At 64.9% G+C, this 19,234-nt stretch carries 18 protein-coding genes and 1 tRNA gene; 9 read left to right on the top strand and 10 right to left on the bottom strand.

Annotation, left to right across the window (positions count from 1 at the left end):
• Positions 1-278 precede the first annotated feature (278 nt).
• From NE547_RS02365 to NE547_RS02330, 8 genes are all read left to right on the top strand, one after another.
• Positions 279-2,270, top strand: coding sequence for a type IIA DNA topoisomerase subunit B (locus tag NE547_RS02365; protein ID WP_256174656.1), 1,992 nt, complete (start codon positions 279-281; stop codon positions 2,268-2,270).
• Positions 2,271-2,523: 253 nt separating this feature from the next.
• Positions 2,524-4,770: a DNA topoisomerase (ATP-hydrolyzing) subunit A gene (locus NE547_RS02360; protein WP_256174655.1), complete on the top strand. Its 2,247-nt coding sequence runs from the start codon at positions 2,524-2,526 to the stop codon at positions 4,768-4,770.
• A 47-nt stretch (positions 4,771-4,817) separates the two neighbouring features.
• Positions 4,818-5,687 carry a YitT family protein gene (locus tag NE547_RS02355; protein ID WP_186906722.1) on the top strand — a complete coding sequence of 290 codons (870 nt, stop codon included), beginning with the start codon at positions 4,818-4,820 and terminating at the stop codon, positions 5,685-5,687.
• 120 nt (positions 5,688-5,807) lie between these two features.
• Complete coding sequence (locus NE547_RS02350; RefSeq protein ID WP_256174654.1) at positions 5,808-6,398, top strand: lactate utilization protein; 591 nt, start codon at positions 5,808-5,810, stop codon at positions 6,396-6,398.
• Positions 6,399-6,417: 19 nt separating this feature from the next.
• Positions 6,418-7,536, top strand: a complete 1,119-nt coding sequence (locus NE547_RS02345) for a hypothetical protein (protein WP_256174653.1) — start codon at positions 6,418-6,420, stop codon at positions 7,534-7,536.
• 38 nt (positions 7,537-7,574) lie between these two features.
• Positions 7,575-7,650: transfer RNA gene (locus NE547_RS02340), tRNA-Gly, on the top strand.
• Positions 7,651-7,819: 169 nt separating this feature from the next.
• Positions 7,820-9,094, top strand: a complete 1,275-nt coding sequence (locus NE547_RS02335; protein ID WP_256174652.1) for a 2-hydroxyacyl-CoA dehydratase subunit D — start codon at positions 7,820-7,822, stop codon at positions 9,092-9,094.
• Positions 9,091-10,755 carry an acyl-CoA dehydratase activase gene (locus NE547_RS02330; RefSeq protein ID WP_256174651.1) on the top strand — a complete coding sequence of 555 codons (1,665 nt, stop codon included), beginning with the start codon at positions 9,091-9,093 and terminating at the stop codon, positions 10,753-10,755. The genes NE547_RS02335 and NE547_RS02330 overlap by 4 nt, the downstream gene beginning before the upstream one ends.
• Positions 10,756-10,781: 26 nt before the next feature.
• On the opposite strand, the gene NE547_RS02325 is transcribed toward NE547_RS02330, so the two are convergent.
• Positions 10,782-11,279: a deaminase gene (locus NE547_RS02325; protein WP_186906717.1), complete on the bottom strand. Its 498-nt coding sequence runs from the start codon at positions 11,277-11,279 to the stop codon at positions 10,782-10,784.
• Between the two features lie 184 nt (positions 11,280-11,463).
• Between NE547_RS02325 and NE547_RS02320 the strand changes: the two genes are divergently transcribed.
• On the top strand, positions 11,464-11,859 hold the full coding sequence (locus tag NE547_RS02320) for a hypothetical protein (protein WP_256174650.1): 396 nt from the start codon (positions 11,464-11,466) through the stop codon (positions 11,857-11,859).
• Positions 11,860-11,915: 56 nt separating this feature from the next.
• Here NE547_RS02320 and NE547_RS02315 read toward each other — a convergent pair whose 3' ends face one another.
• The 9 genes from NE547_RS02315 to NE547_RS02275 form a co-directional block, all read right to left on the bottom strand.
• A complete protein-coding gene (locus NE547_RS02315) occupies positions 11,916-13,271 on the bottom strand; it encodes a short-chain fatty acid transporter (protein WP_186906715.1) in 1,356 nt (451 codons plus the stop codon).
• A gap of 127 nt (positions 13,272-13,398) precedes the next feature.
• A complete protein-coding gene (gene mnmE, locus NE547_RS02310; protein WP_256174649.1) occupies positions 13,399-14,769 on the bottom strand; it encodes a tRNA uridine-5-carboxymethylaminomethyl(34) synthesis GTPase MnmE in 1,371 nt (456 codons plus the stop codon).
• A 350-nt stretch (positions 14,770-15,119) separates the two neighbouring features.
• A complete protein-coding gene (locus NE547_RS02305) occupies positions 15,120-15,563 on the bottom strand; it encodes a hypothetical protein (RefSeq protein ID WP_186906713.1) in 444 nt (147 codons plus the stop codon).
• 15 nt (positions 15,564-15,578) lie between these two features.
• Positions 15,579-16,643 carry a PilT/PilU family type 4a pilus ATPase gene (locus tag NE547_RS02300; protein ID WP_256174648.1) on the bottom strand — a complete coding sequence of 355 codons (1,065 nt, stop codon included), beginning with the start codon at positions 16,641-16,643 and terminating at the stop codon, positions 15,579-15,581.
• Entirely contained in the window at positions 16,558-17,058 is a 501-nt protein-coding gene (locus NE547_RS02295) for a hypothetical protein (protein WP_186906711.1), read from the bottom strand. Before NE547_RS02295 ends, NE547_RS02300 begins: the two co-directional genes overlap by 86 nt.
• On the bottom strand, positions 17,051-17,368 hold the full coding sequence (locus NE547_RS02290) for a hypothetical protein (RefSeq protein ID WP_256174647.1): 318 nt from the start codon (positions 17,366-17,368) through the stop codon (positions 17,051-17,053). The genes NE547_RS02295 and NE547_RS02290 overlap by 8 nt, the downstream gene beginning before the upstream one ends.
• Positions 17,365-17,829: a DUF4860 domain-containing protein gene (locus NE547_RS02285; protein WP_256174646.1), complete on the bottom strand. Its 465-nt coding sequence runs from the start codon at positions 17,827-17,829 to the stop codon at positions 17,365-17,367. The genes NE547_RS02290 and NE547_RS02285 overlap by 4 nt, the downstream gene beginning before the upstream one ends.
• Positions 17,830-17,864: 35 nt before the next feature.
• Complete coding sequence (locus tag NE547_RS02280) at positions 17,865-18,176, bottom strand: hypothetical protein (RefSeq protein WP_256174645.1); 312 nt, start codon at positions 18,174-18,176, stop codon at positions 17,865-17,867.
• A 3-nt stretch (positions 18,177-18,179) separates the two neighbouring features.
• The gene (locus NE547_RS02275; protein ID WP_256174644.1) at positions 18,180-19,229 is read right to left on the bottom strand and encodes a type II secretion system F family protein; all 1,050 of its coding nucleotides are present in this window, start codon (positions 19,227-19,229) and stop codon (positions 18,180-18,182) included.
• Between the last annotated feature and the right edge of the window lie 5 nt (positions 19,230-19,234).

Raw genomic sequence — 19,234 nt, 5'->3', positions numbered from 1 at the left:
AGGCGAAAGGAGACAGCGGCATTGGAACCCGTTTAAGGAAGACTTGAACCAGCCTCCAACGCCAACTGTCCGTTTCAGGAGGCCGCGCCAAAAAGCGCGGCCTCCTCTTTTTGACGGCACGCATACGCGGGCATCGTCCCGTTTCAGTATAAGCGTCTTTGGCCGCCCGGCGCCATTCCGCTCCCACGGAATGCGGACGCTCTTTTCCGCTTTGCTTGACACCCCGCCCCCAATTGGGATAAGATAAGATGTTAAAATATGTGAATGAGGAGAGGCCCATGGCTAAGAGCACTTCCCCCAAAAGTTACGGCAACGAATCCATCTCCGCCCTGAAGGGGGCCGACCGGGTACGCAAGCGTCCCGGCGTCATCTTCGGCTCCGACGGGTTGGAGGGCTGCGAGCATGCCGTATTCGAGATCCTGTCCAACGCCATCGATGAGGCCCGGGAGGGGCACGGCAGTCTCATCACCGTCACCCGGTATGAGGACAAATCCATTGAGGTGGAGGACTTCGGCCGGGGCTGCCCGGTGGATTGGAATGAAAAGGAACAGAAATTCAACTGGGAACTGGTCTTCTGCGAGCTGTACGCCGGCGGAAAGTACGGCAACAGCGAGGGGGACAACTATGAATACTCCCTGGGCCTGAACGGCCTGGGTTCCTGCGCCACCCAGTATGCCAGCGCCTATTTCGACGCGGTCATCCATCGGGACGGGTACGAGTATGCCCTCCACTTTGAAAAGGGCGAAAACGTGGGCGGCCTGCAGAAGACCCCCTACGCCGGGAAGAAGACCGGCTCACGTTTTCACTGGAAGCCGGATCTGGAGGTCTTTACCGACATCGGCATTCCCCTGGATTACTACCGGGACGTGCTCAAACGGCAGGCGGTGGTCAACGCGGGGGTGACCTTCCGCCTGCGCAATCAGGCGGGCGGCAAATTTGAGACCACCGACTTCCGGTATGAAAACGGCATCATCGACTATGTCTCCGAGCTGGCGGGGGAAAATGCCCTGACCGCGCCGGTATTCTGGCAGACCGAGCGCCGGGGCCGGGACCGCCCGGACAAGCCCGAATACAAGGTGAAGCTGAGCGTATCCTTCTGCTTTTCCAACACGGTGCAGCGCATCGAGCACTATCACAACTCCTCCTGGCTGGAGCACGGCGGTTCTCCGGAAAAGGCGGTGAAGAGCGCCTTCGTCTCCGCCATCGACGGCTATCTCAAGCAGCAGGGCAAGTATCAGAAGAACGAGAGCAAGCTGACCTGGGCGGACGTGGAGGACTGCCTGGTGCTGGTCTCCAACAACTTTTCCACCCAGACCAGCTATGAGAACCAGACCAAGAAGGCCATCAACAACAAATTTGTCCAGGACGCCATGACGGAGTTCCTCCGCGCCCAGCTGGAGGTCTACTTCATCGAAAACCCTCAGGACGCAGGCAGGATCGCCGACCAGGCGCTTATCAACAAGCGCAGCCGGGAGAACGCCGAGCGCACGCGCCTGAACATCAAGAAAAAGCTCACCGGCGCCATGGATATCTCCAACCGTGTGCAGAAGTTCGTGGACTGCCGCACGAAGGACACCGCACGGCGGGAGCTCTACATCGTGGAGGGCGACTCGGCTCTGGGCAGCGTCAAGCTCTCCCGGGACGCGGAATTCCAGGGCATCATGCCTGTGCGGGGCAAAATCCTCAACTGCCTCAAGGCCGACTACGCCAAGATCTTCAAAAGCGAGATCATTACCGACCTGCTGAAGGTGCTGGGCTGCGGCGTGGAGGTGCACGACCGCCACGCCAAGGATATGGCGGCCTTTGACCTGGGCAACCTGCGCTGGAACAAGGTGGTCATCTGTACCGACGCCGACGTGGACGGCTTCCAGATCCGTACCCTCATCCTGACCATGCTCTACCGGCTCACCCCCACCCTGATCCAGCAGGGATATGTCTATATTGCCGAATCTCCGCTCTATGAGATCAACTACAAGGAGAAGACCTGGTTTGCCTATTCCGACAAGGAGAAAAACGAGATCGTGAACGGGGCGCTTTCCGGAAAGAAATGCGCCATCAACCGCTCCAAGGGTCTGGGCGAGAACGATCCGGAGATGATGTGGCTGACCACCATGAATCCCGCCACCCGCCGCCTCATCAAGGTCATGCCCGAGGATGTGGAGAACACCGCCGCCGTCTTCGACCTGCTGCTGGGGGACAACCTCCAGGGCCGCAAGGACCATATTGCAAACGAGGGCTATAAGTATCTGGAATTGGCGGATATCTCGTAAGGGAAGCGAGCATTTGGACGGAATGCCTCGCGGAAGGAATACAGCGAGATCCGGTATTGGGGCGATTGGCTCCACAACGCCGGCGATCGGCCCCCAATTCGCCATAGGTGCGCGGGCGCCCAGCGGCCCTTGTGTCTGCCCGCCGCTGCGGTAAAACTGCTGCGGGCTGTCCCCCAAAAGACGTCTTTGTACCGGTTTTGCCCGCCTCTCGCTTATAAATTTTTGATTCCCCCTCAGAAAAGGACTGATACCATTGGCGAAAAAGAAAGCCCCCGAGGAGGGGGCAAAGAAAGTCAACAACCCCAACGTCATGGGCCTGCGGCCCGAGGTGCTGGAACAGCCCATTACCGAGACGCTGGAAGTCAACTACATGCCCTACGCCATGAGCGTCATCGTCTCCCGGGCCATTCCGGAGATCGACGGCTTCAAGCCCTCCCACCGCAAGCTGCTGTACACCATGTATCAGATGCATCTGCTGGGGGGCGCGCGGACCAAGAGCGCCAACATCGTGGGGCAGACCATGAAATTGAACCCCCACGGGGACGCCGCCATCTACGACACCATGGTGCGCCTCTCCCGGGGCTACGGAGCCCTGCTGCACCCCCTGGTGGACTCCAAGGGCAACTTCGGCAAGGTCTACTCCCGGGATATGGCCTGGGCCGCCAGCCGGTATACCGAGGCCCGGCTGGATCCCGTCTGCGGGGAGCTCTTCCGGGATATCGATCAGGACACCGTAGACTTTGTGGACAACTACGACGGCTCCATGAAGGAGCCCGCGCTGCTGCCCACCACCTTCCCCAACGTGCTGGTCAGCGCGAATCAGGGCATTGCCGTGGGCATGGCCTCCAACCTGTGCGGCTTCAATCTGGGGGAGGTCTGCGACGCCGCCGTAGCCTTTTTGAACAATCCCGGGACGGATCTGCTGGGGGTCCTCAAGGCCCCCGACTTCCCCACCGGCGGCGCGCTGTTGTATGACGAGGCCGCCCTGCGGCAGATCTATGCCACCGGCCGCGGTTCCTTCCAGGTGCGCTCCAAATGGAGGCATCTGCCCAAGGAAAACCTGATCGAGATCTACGAGATCCCCTACACCACCACGGTGGAAGCCATAATGGACAAGGTAGCCGAGCTCATCAAGGCGGGCAAGATCCGCGAGATCGCCGACATGCGGGACGAGACCGATCTGAACGGCCTGAAGCTGACCATCGACCTGAAGCGGGGCGCCGATCCGGAAAAGCTGATGTCCAAGCTCTTCCGGTCCACCTCTCTGCAGGACTCCTTTGCCTGCAACTTCAACATCCTCATCGCCGGGATGCCCCGGGTGATGGGCGTGGGGGAGATCCTGGACGAGTGGACCGCCTGGCGGATGGACGGGGTGCGGCGGCGCACCTACTTCGTGATGAAGAAAAAGCAGGAGAAGCTGCACCTTTTGAAGGGACTCAAGCGCATCCTGCTGGACATCGACCGGGCCATCCGGATCATCCGCGAGACGGAGGAGGACGCCGAGGTGGTGCCCAACCTGATGATCGGCTTCGGCATCGACGACGTGCAGGCCGAGTATGTGGCGGACATCAAGCTGCGCAACATCAACCAGGAGTATATCCTCAAGCGGATCGAGGAGGTGGCGGGGCTGGAGGAGGAGATCGCCGATCTCCAGGCCATCGTCAGCGACCCCGGCCGGATCAAACAGATCATCGTCTCCGAGCTGGAGCTCGTCAAGAAGAAATATGCCCAGCCGCGGCGCACCGAGATCGTCTACGAGTTCCAGGCCGCCGCCGAGGCGGAGGACGCGCAGGATGTTCCCGATTATCCGGTGCATGTCTTCTGCTCCCGGGAGGGATACTTCAAGAAGATCACCCCCCAGTCCCTGCGCATGAGCGGCGAGCAGAAGTATAAGGAGGGGGACGGCCCCTTCCTCCAGTGGGAGGCCTCCAACCGGGACGAGCTGCTGGTCTTCACCGACCGCCAGCAGTGCTACAAGGCCCGCCTCAGCGACTTCGACGACGCCAAGGCCAGCGTGCTGGGCGACTACCTGCCCACCAAGCTGGGCATGGATGCGGAGGAAACCTTCCTCTGGGCCTGCATCACCGCCGATTATTCCGGGCACCTGCTGTTCTTTTTCCAAAACGGCAAGGCCGCCCGGGTGGAGCTTTCCGCCTACCAGACCCAGACCCGGCGCAAGCGCCTGACCGGCGCCTACTGCGACAAATCCCCGCTGGCGGCGGCCTACCTGCTCCAGGAGGACATGGAGATGGCGGTATACTCCACCGAGGGCCGCGCGGTCATCTTCCACACCGCCTGCCTCAACCCCAAGTCCACCCGCAGCACCCAGGGCGTGAACATCATGACCCTCAAGCCCAAGTGGCGCGTGGAGTCCGCCCTGCCCCTGGATCAGACCCCCATCGTCAACGCCGCCCGCTATCGGGCCCGCTCCCTCCCCGTAGCCGGGGCCCTGCTCCGGGAGGAGGACCGCGGGGAGCAGCAGATGACGCTGCTGGACTGATCCGCATCTGCCCGTTCCAACCGTTCGCCGTTCAAGGGAGGTCTTGTATGAAGAAGGCGCTTAAGCGGTATCTCATCCCCTATCTCTGGATCACCCTGGCCTCCGCCGTGTATGCGGTGGGCTTCAACTGGTGCTATGTGCCCAACCAGATCGGTTTCGGCGGCATCACCGGCGTGGGGCAGATCGTCAACCACCTGCTGCCCTGGGCCCCCATCGGTACGGTGGTCATCCTGCTGAACATCCCCCTGTTCCTGCTGGGCTGGAAGCTGCTGGGCGGGCATCTGCTGGTATCCTCGCTGTTTGCGATGGTGGTCTCTTCGCTGATGATCGACCTGCTCACGGCGCTCTACACCTTCCAGCCCATGGAGCCGCTGCTGGCCTGTATCTTCGGCGGCGTGCTCATGGGGGCCTCTCTGGGCGTGGTCTTCCTTCAGGGCGCCACCACCGGCGGCACCGATCTGATCGCCCGGCTGCTGAAGCTGAAATTTGCCTGGCTGCCCATGGGCAAGCTGCTCATGGCCATCGATCTGGTGGTCATCGTGGCGGTGGCTCTGGCCTTCCGCAGCCTGGGTTCCGCTCTGTACGGACTGGTGGCCCTGTATATCTCCTCCATCGTGATGGATGGAGTGCTTTACGGCCTGGACAACGCCAAGGTGGCCTATATCATCAGCGACCGGTATCAGGCCATCTGCGACGCCATCATCCATGACATCGACCGGGGCGTGACCATCCTGCAGGGCGTGGGGGCTTATTCCGGCACGGAGAAAAAGGTGCTGCTGGTGGCCTTTAAGCAAAAGCAGATCGTGGCCCTGAAGCGGGCCGTAAAGGAGATCGACCCCGCCGCCTTCCTCATCGTCTGCGAGGCCCACGAGGTGCTGGGGGATGGATTCCGGGAGTACAAGCAGAACGATCTTTGACGGTCCGGGGGGAGCACAGGGGCCGCGATCCCCCCTTGTCTGAACGAATCGCCGCCGCAGGGGGCGGCTAAGGGCACGGCCCTGCCCGCACAACCGGCCCATCGGAAAGGAGCGCTGTTTATGCCCGACTATGAAACGCTCCGCGCCAATCTGGAGCGGCGCGGTTTTGACGTGACGTATTTTGAAACGGCCGCCCAGGCCGCCGACTACTTAGACCGGAAACTCGACGGCAAGACCGTGGGCCACGGCGGGGCGCTGACCCTGACGGAAATGGGCCTGCCCGAACGGCTGTCCTCCCACGCCGCCGTGTTCAGCCACTGGTCGGGCGGCACCTTCCAGCAGGCCGCCGCCGCGCCCATCTACCTGACCTCGGTGAACGCGCTGGCCGAGACCGGGGAACTCGTCAACATCGACGGGACCGGCAACCGGGTGGCCTCCACCCTTTTCGGCCATGAGGAGGTCTACTTTATCGTGGGGGCCAACAAGATCGCTCCGGACTACGACTCCGCCCTCTGGCGGGCCCGGAACATTGCCTCCCCCAGAAACGCACGGCGGCTGCACAAGAAGACCCCCTGCGCCGCCAGGGGGGAGCGCTGTTACGACTGCAGCAGCCCTGAGCGCATCTGCCGGGCCCTGGTCGTGCTGTGGGAGAAGCCCGGCGGGATTGGCCGGGCGGAGGTGGTCCTGGTAAACGAGGCCCTGGGCTTCTGAACCGAAGAAGGGAGCGGGTATGAAGAAACGGATCTTGGCGCTGCTGCTGGCGTTCTGCCTGCTGCTCTCCGGCTGCGCTTCCTTGCTGGAGCGCCCCTATACCGTGGTGGAGCCCCACACCGAGCAGCCCGCTGTGGGCGAGGACCCCTCCACCCTGCGGGTGGAGAGCTATTCCGAGCTGGTAGGGGCCGTGCTGTACCTGGTCTCCCAGTGCCAGGAGGAGGGGCGGGTGCAGCTGGTGGACTACGACGGGGACGTGGAAGACGCCCTGAACCGCGCCTGCCTGGAGGTGGCGCGGGAAGACCCGTTGGGGGCCTATGCGGTGGACTTCATCAAGAACGACTACACCCGCATCCTCACCACCTACGAGGCCAACATCTATATCTCCTACCGCCGCACCCCGGAACAGATCCGCGCCCTGGTGAACGTCACCGGGGCCAGCGCCATCCGCCGGGAGGTGGGGGAGGCGCTCTCCGCGTTCCAGGGCGAGCTGGCCCTGCGGGTGGCATACTTTGTCGGAGACGCCGCCTCCATCGCCGAGCTGGTGCACCAGGCCTACTATGACACCCCCGCCGCCGCCCTGGGCATGCCGGCGGTGGAGATCGCCCTCTATCCGGACACGGGGATCCAGCGTATCGTGGAGATCCTTTTGACCTATCCCGGAGATGCGGAGGCCCTCCGGCGGAAAAGCGCGGAGCTGACCGACGCCGCCCAGGCCCTTGTGCTTCCGCTTCAGGCCCAGCGCTATAGCCAGAACGGCCGTCTGGGCCTGCTGATGGATCTGCTGCCTCAGCTGGCGGCGGAGCGTGCCCCCTCGGGGGCGGACGGCTCCGCCCACAGCACCGCCTGGGACGCCCTGTGCGGCGGCGGGGCGGACAGCGAGGGGCTGGCCCTTGCGGTACAGCTTCTGTGCGACCAGATGGAGCTGCCCTGCGCGGTCACGGAGGGGACGCTGGCCGGGGAGGCACGGTTTTGGAACACCATCACCGTCAATGCCGTGGAATACCAGCTGGACGCCTTTGCGGACGAGCCCGCGCCCCGCAGCAGCACGGATTTCGCCGCCCTCGGCTACGCCTGGGAGGGCCAGCCGGAAGCAGGCGGGACCATTCCCGCAGAAAATTCTAAAATTGAGACTTGACAGCGGCGGCGGTATTGGCTATAATATTTTTCGTCGCCGCAGGTGTAGCTCATCTGGTAGAGCGCCACCTTGCCAAGGTGGAGGTAGCGAGTTCGAGCCTCGTCACCTGCTCCATAAAAAACCTCTCCGCATTCGGCGGAGAGGTTTTTTTCATAAGCGACGGCCCCGGAGGGCGCATCCAAAAGCCGGGTCTCTCCCGCGGGCGGGGCGCGGTACCGCGCTTCTCCCCTGCATCCGTCCGGCGGAGCGCCGCCGGCCCATTCCATTCCGAGGAGGCGGTCCCATGGCAAGCAAATTGGTCCAGTCGCTGGGCGCTGCGGTCGCGGCCCAGGTGCCGGAGCACCCGGAGCGGGCGCGGGCGCTGCTGCGCACGGCCTATCGTTTGGTTGGCTTCCAGATGCGCCATCTGCCGCCCAAAACGGTACCGGGCGCCCGCTGTTACATGCAGGGGGCCACCGCCCGTTCCATGGTCTGCGCCCTGGACAAGCCCGGCCAGGCGGCTTGTGTGAGCATCTTTTTGCCCTGCGAGATCCTCCACGCCCTGGGGATCCCCCCCGTGCTGCCCGAGGGGCTGTCCTGCTATCTGGTCTCCACCGCCGCCGAGCGCCCGTTTATCGCCGCCGCCGAGGACCACGGCGTACCGGAGAGCTACTGCTCCTATCATAAGATTTTGCTGGGCCTGGCGGAGAGCGGCGTGATGCCGCCGCCCCGCTTCGTGCTCAGCACCTCTCTGGCGTGCGACGCCAATCAGCTCTCCTTCCGCCGGGCGGCCCAGCGGTGGGGCGTGCCCCACTTCACCGTGGATGTGCCCTGGGAGGATTCGCCTCAGGCGGTGGCCTATGTGGCGCAGCAGCTGCGGCAGATGGCCGCTTTTGTGGCGGAGCATACCGGCCGCGCCCTGTCGGAGGAGGCCCTCCGCCAGGCGCTGGAGCGCTCCGGCCGCACCCTGGCCCACTACCGGCGCTACCTGGAGGAGCGGGCCGTGCGCCATGTCTCTGACGAGATGACCTCCGAGATGCTCTCCGTCTTCGCCCTGCACAGCATGCTGGGCTCTCCCGAGGCGGAGGAATACGCCCGCCGCCTGGCCGACCAGGTGGCCGCCCTGCCCCGCGCCTTCCGCGGCAAGCGTCTGGTGTGGGCCCACACGCTGCCCCACTGGCAGGACGCGCTGCGGGAGATCCTGAATTTCAGCGACCGGGTCGAGATCGTCGCCTGCGACATGGCCTGCGATTTTTGGGAAGCGCCCGACCCGGCGCACCCCTATGAATCCATGGCCCGGCGCCTGCTGGGCAGCTGCTTCAACGGAGGGGCCCGGCGCCGGGTGGAGCGGGTGCTGGAGCTGGCCCGGCGCCTGCATGCCGACGGGGTGGTCTGGTTCTGCCACTGGGGCTGCAAGCAGACCTCCGGCGCGTCTCAGCTGGCCCGGCAGACGCTGGAGGCGGCGGGCTTTCCCACCCTGGTGCTGGACGGGGACGGCTGCGACGCGGGCAACGCCAACGACGGCCAGATGGTCACCCGGCTCCAGGCCTTTTTGGAACAGTTGGAGGGCAGAGCATGAAACCGCTTGGATACACCTGTAAATACACGCCCCTGGAGCTGCTGGAGGCTCTGGGCGGCCATCCCGTGCTGCTGAATCAGGAGTCCTGTGGCTTTCCATACGCCGAGCGCGTGACCCACAACCAGTTCTGCTGTCACGCCAAGGCGGTGCTGGAGGAGTGCCGCCGGACGGGCCTCCGGGAGCTGGTGCTGGTCAACTGCTGCGACTGCATCCGCCGGGTATACGACGTATTGGAGGCGGCGGGGGAGCTGGACTTTCTCTATCTGCTGGATCTGCCCCATCACGCAGACGGCTGCTCCCGGGCCCTGCTGAAGGACGGGCTGGAGCGCCTGGCGGCGGCCTACGCCGCCTACCGGGGGACCCGGTTCGACCCCGCCGCGTTCCGCGCCGCCTTTTCTCCCGCCCCTGCGCTGCCGGAGGGGGATTTTCTGGCGGTGACCGGGGCCCGGGCCGGGGCCGGCCTGCTGGAGACGCTGCGGCGCCGCTCTCCCCTTCCGGTGGCCGACCTGACCTGCGGCGGGCACCGCAGCCTTCCCCCGCCGCCCGAAGGGCTGGAGGGTCCGCAGCTGCCGGACTGGTATGCCGGGGCTCTGCTGGGACAGCTGCCCTGTATGCGCATGAACGAGATCGGCCGCCGGAGCGAACTGCTGGAGCAGCCGCGCCTGCGGGGGATCCTTTATCATACCGTCAAATTCTGCGACTATTACTCCTTTGAGTACGAGGCCCTGCGCAGCCGGACGTCCCTTCCCCTGCTCAAGTTGGAGACCGACTTCACCCGACAGGGGGACGGACAGCTCTCCACCCGTCTGGATGCCTTTGCGGAACAGCTGGACCTGCGGGGCGCCCCGGCGGTGCATACCGCCCGGCGGGGGCGCCGCTATGTGGCGGGCATCGACAGCGGCTCCACCACCACCAACCTGGCGGTCCTGGACCTGGAGGGCAGCCTCCGTGCCAGCGCCATCGTGCGCACCGGCCCCAAGGCCCGGCAGGGGGCGGAAAAGGCGCTGGCCGCCCTGGAGGGGATCGGTCTGGACGATCTGGCCGCCGTGGTGGCCACCGGCTATGGCCGCAGCCACATCCCCTTTGCCACCGGTCAGGTCACCGAGATCACCTGCCACGCCCGGGGGGCCCATCATCTACACCCCCAGGCGCGCTGTGTGATCGATATCGGCGGGCAGGACAGCAAGGTCATCTGCCTGGACGAGGACGGCGGGGTGAAAAACTTTGTCATGAACGACAAATGTGCCGCCGGCACCGGCCGTTTTCTGGAGATGATGGCCCGTGTGCTGGAGGTGGAACTTGCGGAGATGGGGACGCTTGGCCTGCGCTGGGAAACGGACCTGACCATCTCCAGCATCTGCACGGTCTTTGCCGAATCTGAGGTGGTCTCCCTGATCGCGGACAACCACAGCGCCGCCGACATCGTCCACGGGCTCAACCGGTCGGTGGCCGTCAAGACCGCCGCCCTGGTCCAGCGCGCCGGAGGATGCGGGCCCTATCTGATGACCGGCGGCGTGGCCCGCAACCAGGGCGTGGTGCAGGCGCTGGAGGAGCGTCTGGGCGCGCCGCTGTGGATCGGGGATACCCCCGACCTGTGCGGCGCTCTGGGCGCCGCCCTGTTTGCCCTGGACCATGTCACGGACAAAGGCGGCCCGGCCTGACCGGCCGGACCGCCTTGCTTTCCCAGTTACTCCTGCTGCCGGGGCGGGATGGTGGGCAGGGAGTCGTCCTCCCGCACCCAATCCTCCACATGGACCACATTGTACTCGGCCTTGGTATCCCGAATGACCACCCGCTGGATGCCCGCGTTGATGATGAGGCGGCGGCACATGGAGCAGGAGGTGGACCCGGCGATGAGCGCGCCGGTGGCCGGATCCTTGCAGGCCATATACAGCGTGGCCCCCATGGTCTCGCTGCGGGCGGCGGAGATGATGGCGTTGGCCTCCGCATGGACGGAGCGGCACAGCTCATACCGCTGGCCGGAGGGGATCTTCAGGGCCTCCCGGGTGCAGTAGTTCAGGTCCACGCAGTTTTTCCGGCCCCGGGGCGCGCCGTTGTAGCCGGTGGCAATGATCTCGTCGTTGCGCACGATGATGGCCCCGTAGCACCGGCGCAGGCAGGTGGAGCGCTCGGCCACGGTCTCGGCGATGTCCAGATAGTAATTTTCCTTGTCGATACGTCCCATAGCGGACCTCCATGCTTACTTTTTTTCTCAGTATAGCGGCTTTTCTTCCGCTGCGCAAGCACAATTCACATTTTGTTTACGCTTTCTTCCTTGACGGCGGGGCAAACTGGCGCTATCATTGTCCTGTTAAGGATTCCGTAAGAAACACCATAGCAAATAAACAGAAGGAGACGAGCTGTATTTCATGATCATGAATATGCTGCGAAGGCTGATGTACGGTCGATACGGCGGCGACCAGCTCTCCTTTTTCCTTCTGGTGGTCTATCTGATCCTGAGTCTGTTGTCGGGCCTGCGCTATCTGGCGTTCCTGCAATGGATCGCCCTGGCGGTGCTGGCATGGGACTTGTACCGGATGTTTTCCCGCAGGATTGACAAGCGCCGGGCGGAGAACGCCAGATTTCTGCAGTTTGCCGGGCCGGTCATCCGCTGGTGCAAAATGCGCCGCACCATCTGCCGGGACAAGGAGCACCGCTACTTCAAGTGCCCCAACTGCGGACAATACCTGCGGGTGCCCCGGGGCAAGGGAAAGATCACCGTGAACTGCCGCAACTGCGGCGTAAGCTTTGAGGAGACCAGCTGAAACGAAACAATCCGGGGCCGCGCGATGGCGCGGCCCCGGATTTGTTTTGCTTCGGCTCAGCCGTGGAAGAAAAGGCCCCAGCCCAAAAAGCCCAGGCAGGCCACCACACCGGTAAAAATCAGCACGATGACCAGGTAACCCATGATGTTGCGCGCCTTCAGACCGGCGATGCCCAGCGCGGGCAAGGCCCAGAAGGGCTGGATCATATTGGTCCACTGGTCGCCCCAGGCGATGGCCATGGCGGCGCGGCCGTATTCCACGCCCATTTCGGTGGCGGCGGGCATAACGATGGGGGCCTGCACCGCCCACTGGCCTCCGCCGGAGGGTACGAAGAAGTTGATGATGCCGGCCGACAGGAAGGTCAGCACCGGGAAGGTCACGTTGTTGGAGATGTTGGTGAAGAAGTCGGCGATAATACCGGCCAGGGATACGCCAAGCTGGTTTTCGGCCACCATCAGGCCCATGATGCCGGCATAGAAGGGGAACTGCAGCAAAATGCCCGCGGCGCCGCCCGCGGCATCGGCGATGGCGTCCACATATCTGCGCAGGTCGCCGTGCAGCAGGATGCCCAGGAACATGAAGATCATGTTGACGATGTTCAGGTCCAGATTGAAGCCCTTGGTCGCAAAGTGATACACGATGTAGGCGAAGCCAAGCACCAGAGTGATGAACCACAGGACCTTGTTGTGCTCGATCCGCTCGGCGGGCGTGTCGATCGCGTAAGTACGCTCCTCGTCCTCCACCAGCAGGGAGGGGTCCACGGTAATGGTATGGGCCGTGTCGGGATGCATCGCGTAGTTGACCAACGGCATGACCAGCAGGATCACGGCTACCATGAGCAGGTTCATCGGGTGGAAGATCGTGGTGCTGGTAGGTGCCCGATACACGACCCCCAGGATCTCGGTACCGGTCTCGGCGCCCATTTGCAGCGGGATGGAGCCGGACAGGCCCGCATGCCAGATCACGAAGCCGGAGTAGGCGGAGGCGATGAGCAGCGGATAGTCCACGTCACGGACGCGGCGGGCCACCTCCTTGGCCAGCAGGGCGCCCGCGATGAGGCCGAAGCCCCAGTTGAGCCAGCAGCAGATGGTGGAGACGAAGGTTGTGATCAGGATCGCGCTCTTCTTGTCTTTGGCCAGGCTGGCGATGGCGCCCAGCGCCCGTTTGCAGATCTTGGCGGAAGCCATGGCGGAACCCAGCACCAGCACCAGCGCCATCTGCATGGAGAAAGACAGCAGGCCCCAGAACCCCTTGGAGTTGCCCCAGGCGTTGACCAGCGCCACAGGCCCCTGCTGCGTGCCGATCATGGCGGCGATGAACACCACGATCGTCAGGATAATGGCGAACAGGAACGGGTCCGGCAGCCACCGGTTGACGATACGGACGCAGCCATTGGTGAATTTCTTGAACATAATACTCCCCCTTGCCTTTCACATGTTTGGATGAAAAAAGCTACGGTCCTATTATATCCATTGTTAAAATTTTGTCAATATATTTTGAATATTTTGTGAACGTGAAAATTATTTCCAGACATGTTCCCTATTTGCCCACACAAAACCGTTCGAAGATCCGCGCGGTCACATCCTCCCGGATGCTGGCGCCGGTAAGCTCTCCCAGCGCGGAAAGGCCCTGCTCCACATCGGTGAGCATGGCGTCGGCCGTCACGCCCGCCGCCAAGGCGGTCTGCGCCCGTTCCACGCTCTCCAGTGCCCGCCGGGCGGCGGCGGCCTGCCGGGCGTTGGTCAGCAGCTCTCCCGCACCCTGATCCCCGCCGGTGGGGAACAGCTCCGCGACCTGCCCGGCCAGGCGGTCCAGCCCTTCCCCGGTGGCGGCGCTGACCACGCAGAGGCGGCCGAACCGCCGCTTCAGCCTCTCCAGATCCACCGCCAGCGGCAGGTCGGACTTGTTGACCAGGCAGATCACCCGGGGCGCCGCGGCCGCCTGCTCCATGGCCTGCTCATCCTCCACGGTCAGGGGGGCGGAGCCGTCCAGCACCAGCAGCGCCAGCTCCGCAGCGGCCAGGGCGCAGCGGCTGCGCTCCACGCCCAACCGCTCCACCGTATCCTCCGTCTCCCGCAGTCCCGCCGTATCGATGAGCCGGAGCACCACGCCGCCCAGACGGCAGCGCTCCTCCACCGTATCCCGGGTGGTGCCGGGCACGTCTGTGACGATGGCCCGCTCGTAGCCCACCAGCGCGTTGAGCAGAGAGGATTTCCCCGCATTGGGCCGCCCCGCCAGCACGCAGGGCACGCCGCCGCAGATATACCGCCCCCGGTCATAGGTGGCCAGCAGGCCCTCCAGCGCCTCCCGGGCCCGGTCCAGCGCGCCGCCAATGGTCTCAGAACGGAAGGGGTCGATCTCCTCGTCCGGATAGTCCAGTACCGCGTGAAAGTGGGCCAGTACGTCCACCAGGCCGTCGTAGACGGCCCGCACCCGCCTCCCCAGCACGCCGGAGAGCTGTCCGGCAGCCTGCCGCACGGCGGCGGGCGTCTCCGCATCCACCAGGTCCGCCACCGCTTCCGCCTGGGTCAGGTCCAGCCGGCCATGGAGAAAGGCCCGTTTGGTAAACTCCCCCGGCAGCGCCTGCCGGGCCCCCTGGCGGAACAGGGACTCCAACCCCAGGGAGAGCACCATGGGGGAGCCGTGACACTGTACTTCCGCGGTATCCTCCCCGGTATAGCTGTGGGGCGCGCGGGAAATCGTGGCCAGGGCCTGATCGATGACCGACCCGTCCGGCCCCAGCAGGGCTCCGTAGATCAGCCTGCGGTCCTGCTGCTCCGCCAGGGGAAGCCCGCTGGCCGGGCGAAAGACCGCCGAGGCGGCGGCAATGGCGCCGTCGCCGGACAGCCGCAGGATCCCGATGGCCCCGGGCGCCGGGGCGGTGGCGATGGCGGCAATGGTATCGGACATGGGAAACACCCCTTTCTCTTCCCGTCGTGCTTCTTCATCTTCCAGGGACTGGTAGACGTAAAACTTTGTGGATTCCGCCGTTGATTTTTTTCTTGACTTCTTTTATGTCAACTTATCTTTGCATAACCGCCGGAATTTTCAGGGTCTGCACCGTTGTGGAAAACCCTGTGGAAAATGTGGAAAACCTCATGAACGGTGGATTTACAAAAATTTTACCAAAATAAGGCGCTGCATATTCCCCTGTATAATGCCCGTCAAAAGAATATTACGTTTTTTCCTATGACTGGCAGGAGTCGAACGCGTCCTCCCGTCCCCGAAGGGAGGGCGCGGGGGCGCAGGGATCCTGTTTTCTAATTCTGCCGGAACACGTGCTGGTCGGTAAGCTTGAGCAGCTCCAAAACGCTTTCGAATTCCTGCCGCTCCCCGCTGTCCAGCCATTCCAGATAGCCCTGCCAGGTGGTATTGCGGCGTGTGACGACCGACAGGAGGAAGGTCGTCACCTGCCCGGCGGCGGCGGCTACCTCCCCGGCCGGGATCCCGTCCTCCACCCCCAGGGCGGCAGGGGGCTGCTGCTCCATTTTGCCGGGCACAAAAGTGCGCACCCGCTGAAAGGCCTGGGGAAAATTCTGGGCGTCCAGCACCGCCTCCACCTGGAGCAGCAAATCTCCGATATCGGTGAACACGATGGGGCGGACCAGCCGCTGACCAAAGACCCGGCCGCTGATGCGGCCCTGCTCGGCACGGTCCACGCATACCCGCAGGGCGGCGGAGTTATGGTTAAGTCGGATGGACATAAGGCACGCCTCCTTTTAGACTTGGGCACTGAGCCGCTTTTGCAGCCACTCAGGGTTCATACAATAGCGCAGGGCCTCGGCCGGGGCGATCCGTCCGGCCTGGGCCAGCTTCAGGATGCTCTGATCCAGGGTGATCATTCCCTGGGCCGCGCTCTGGGCGATGACGTTGTCCAGCTGGTGGGCCTTGGATTCCCGGATCAGATTGCGCACGGCGTTGTTTGCCGTCATCACTTCGAACGCCGGCACCAGCGTCCCGTCCACAGCCGGGATCAGCGTCTGGGACACGACCCCCTCCAGCACCAGCGCGATCTGGGTACGGATCTGCCCCTGCTGTTCCGGCGGGAAAGAATCCACGATGCGGTCGATGGTGTTGGCCGCGCCGATGGTATGCAGGGTGGAGATGACCAGGTGCCCCGTCTCGGCGGCGGTAACGGCGGCCCGGATGGTCTCCGCGTCCCGCATCTCCCCCAGCAGGATGATATCGGGCGCCTCCCGCAGCGCCGCCCGCAGCGCGGCGTCATAACTGCGGGTATCGGTGGACAGCTCCCGCTGGGTGACCACGCTCTTTTTGTGCTGGTGGAGGTGTTCAATGGGGTCCTCGATGGTGATCACATGGGCGTTGCGGGTGGAGTTCACCTGGTCCACGATACAGGCCAGCGTCGTGGTCTTGCCGCTGCCCGCCGGACCGGTAAAAAGCACCAGCCCCCTGGGGCAGGAGGCGAAGGCCATCACGTTGTCCGGGATGCCCAGAGCCGTGCGGTCGGGCAGGGTAAAGGAGACCACCCGCACCACCGCCCCCAAGCTGCCCCGCTGCTTGAGGGCGTTGACCCGAAAACGGGACAAGCCGGGCAGCGCAAAGGAGAAGTCGTCGTCCCCGGTCTGGAGCAGAAGGGCCATATCCCGCTCCCCCGCCAGGCGGTAGAGCCCCTCCAGCAGTCCGGCGGTGTCCGCCGGGCCCAGGCGCTCCCCCTCCCGGAGGATGACCCCGTTGATCTTATAGGCCACCGGCAGGCCGGCGATGAGCAGCACGTCGGACGCGCCCCGCTCCACCGCCTGCCGCAGCAGCTGCAGCAGTTCCATGGCACCTCTTCCTTCCAAAGGTTCTCGGATGAGCCCGTCCGTCCTCCGGTATCCCGTCCCAGACCGGCAGGGTCTCGTCCAGCTCCGCCTCCGCGGCCACGGTGCGCCAGTCCAGGATCTCCACCTCCCCGTCTGCGCGGCGCGCCAGGCGCAGGTACAGGGACTGATATTTCGTCACGGGGATCGTGGCCTCCAGCATATCCTCCTGCCCGGCGGCGAACGCCTCATAGCAACGGACTGCCTGAGCGTCGGCGGCGTAATAGGCCTGGACCGTGTCGGCGTTGCGGCGGGACAGGGCCAGATCCGCCCGGGCGCTGGACAGGGTCAGGGCGGCGAACACCGCCAGACACAGTACCAGCAGTACCGTTAAGATGGAGATGACGCCCACGCCGATGGGCGAGGTCTGCTTATCCAAGGCAGCGCACCCCCTCCAGCGTGTAGACCAGCGCGCCGTCGGCATAGACGGCGATATCCAGCGCGTCCCCCGACACGGTAAGGACACCGGTGAGACCGCTCCCGTCCTGCGCAGGCCACGCGGGCCGTACGCCGGTGGCGCGCCACTGCTCTGCGATGGTCTGGGCCGCGTAGACCGCCTCGGTCAGGCGCCGGCTCTCCCGGCTCATGCCTCTGGCGCGGAGCAGCAGTCCTGCGCACACCGCCGCGCACACGGCGAAGAGGAACAGGTCCAGCACCAGCTCGGTGAGAAACAGGTGGGTCCGCCTCATACCGCCCCCTCCTGTTCCACCCCGCAGCGGGGATACAACGTGACGGTACGCCCCGCCGCCGCGATGGTGAGCCGTCCCCCGCCGCACGCCAGCTCCAGCCGCTCCAGCGGCAGCACGTCCACTCCGTCCGCAGGGGAGAGTTCCAGCCCGTCTTCCATATACAGCTCCCGGAGCTGCCCTTCATAGCAGTAGAGGATGGTGACATACCCCTCCTCCCGCAGGAAGAGGGCATCGGAATCACCAAAGCGCCCTACGGACACTCCCCCGGGCGCGTCGCTCCGGCGGACCTGATTGACCAGATAGGACAGCGCGGTACGCTGGGCATAGGTCTCATCCGCCTGGGCCGCAACGGCGCGGTATACCCCGCTGGACAGCAGGGTCAGCCCCATGGCCAGCAGGAAAAACAGGGCGCACAGCACCAGCACCAGGCTGGACCGGGCGCTGCGGCCAAACGCTTTCATCCGATTACGCCCCCTCCGTTCCAAACCGATCCGGCTTACCCTGTGGGCAGCACGGTGATATCAGGCATCAGATTGGAGGCAATATACCGGTAATCCACAAAATAGCGGTCTTCGTCCACGGATACGCCGTAGTATTCCTCCAGATAATCCACCCCCGCGGGGTAGAAGCCCTCCAGGGCATAACACTGCACCGCCGCGCGGCGGATGGACTGTTCCGCCAGTTCCAGTCCTTCCCGGCCGGCCCGCCCGCCCAGGCTGCGGGCCGCCAGCAGAAGGGCCAGGGGGACCAGCGCCAACAGAAGGGCCAGCGGCAATCCCCGGCGCAGGACAGGCCCTCTGCGCGCCATAGGCTACCCCCCCACCGCGGAGAGCACCCCCAGCAGGGGGAGCATCACCGACAAAAGCACCAGGGCCACCGCTGCGCACAGGGCCGCCACCAGAGCGTATTCGAACCGGCCGAGCAGCTGTTCCAGCGCCTCGTCGGCCTCCTGCCGGCAGCGTTGGGAAAGCTCCTCCATGGCCTGGTCGGTGCGCCCGGCCCGCTCGCCGGCGGACAGCAGTCCCGCCGAAAGTCCGGAGAGGACGCCCGCCTGCTCCACCGCCTTGCGGAAGGGCTCCCCCTGCTCCATCCGCGCCCGGCAGTCGGCCAGGGGCGCGGCCAGAGGGGAGCCTGCCAACAGACCGGCGGTGCGCTCCATGGCCTCGTCCAGCGGCACGCCGCTGGAGAGCATCATCGCCATGGCGGAGGCAAACCAGCTGCGGCCCAGCGCCCGGGCCGCCCTGGTGCGGGCAAACAGGCCGCTCAGCGCCGCCGCGCCCGTTTGGGCGCGCAGCAGCCATACCAGCAGCAGCGCGCACAGGGCCAACACCACCGCGGCCGCAGCGGTGACCGCCTGCCCCGCGCTGCCGAACCGCAGCAGCGCGGCGGCTACCGGGGAGAGCTCCACCCCCAGCTGCACGAAAACCTGTTGGAACACAGGAAGCACCCGGGCCACCAGCACCAGGAAAATCACGGCGATGAGCACCGCCATCACCGCGGGGTAGGCCACCGCCCTGCGCAGGGCCCGGCGGGTATCCGCCTGGCGGGCGTAATAGCGCCCCAGCGCGGCGAGCACCTGATCCAGGCGCCCCGACGCCTGGCCGATCTCTACCATGCGCAGGAGGTAATCCGGGAACCCGCCCGTCGCTTCCAGCGCCTGCGAGAGGGGCTCACCCCGGTCCAGGCCGGCCCGCAGGCCGGCCAGCAGGGTCCGCTGCCCCGGCTCGTCCGCATCGCCGGCCAACAGGGCCGCCCCCTCCTCCACGCCGATACCCGCCTGGAGCATCAGGGAAAGCTGACTGCAAAACAAAGACAGCGTGTCGTCGTCCAGCGTCTCCCGCCGCATCCGATCCCGTTCCATCCGGC

It is taken from the genome of Flavonifractor sp. DFI.6.63 (assembly GCF_024462255.1).
GTDB classification, from domain to species: domain Bacteria; phylum Bacillota; class Clostridia; order Oscillospirales; family Oscillospiraceae; genus Lawsonibacter_A; species Lawsonibacter_A hominis.
Note: the sequence above shows the minus strand (reverse complement) of the source record. Positions and strands in the feature narration are given on the sequence as shown.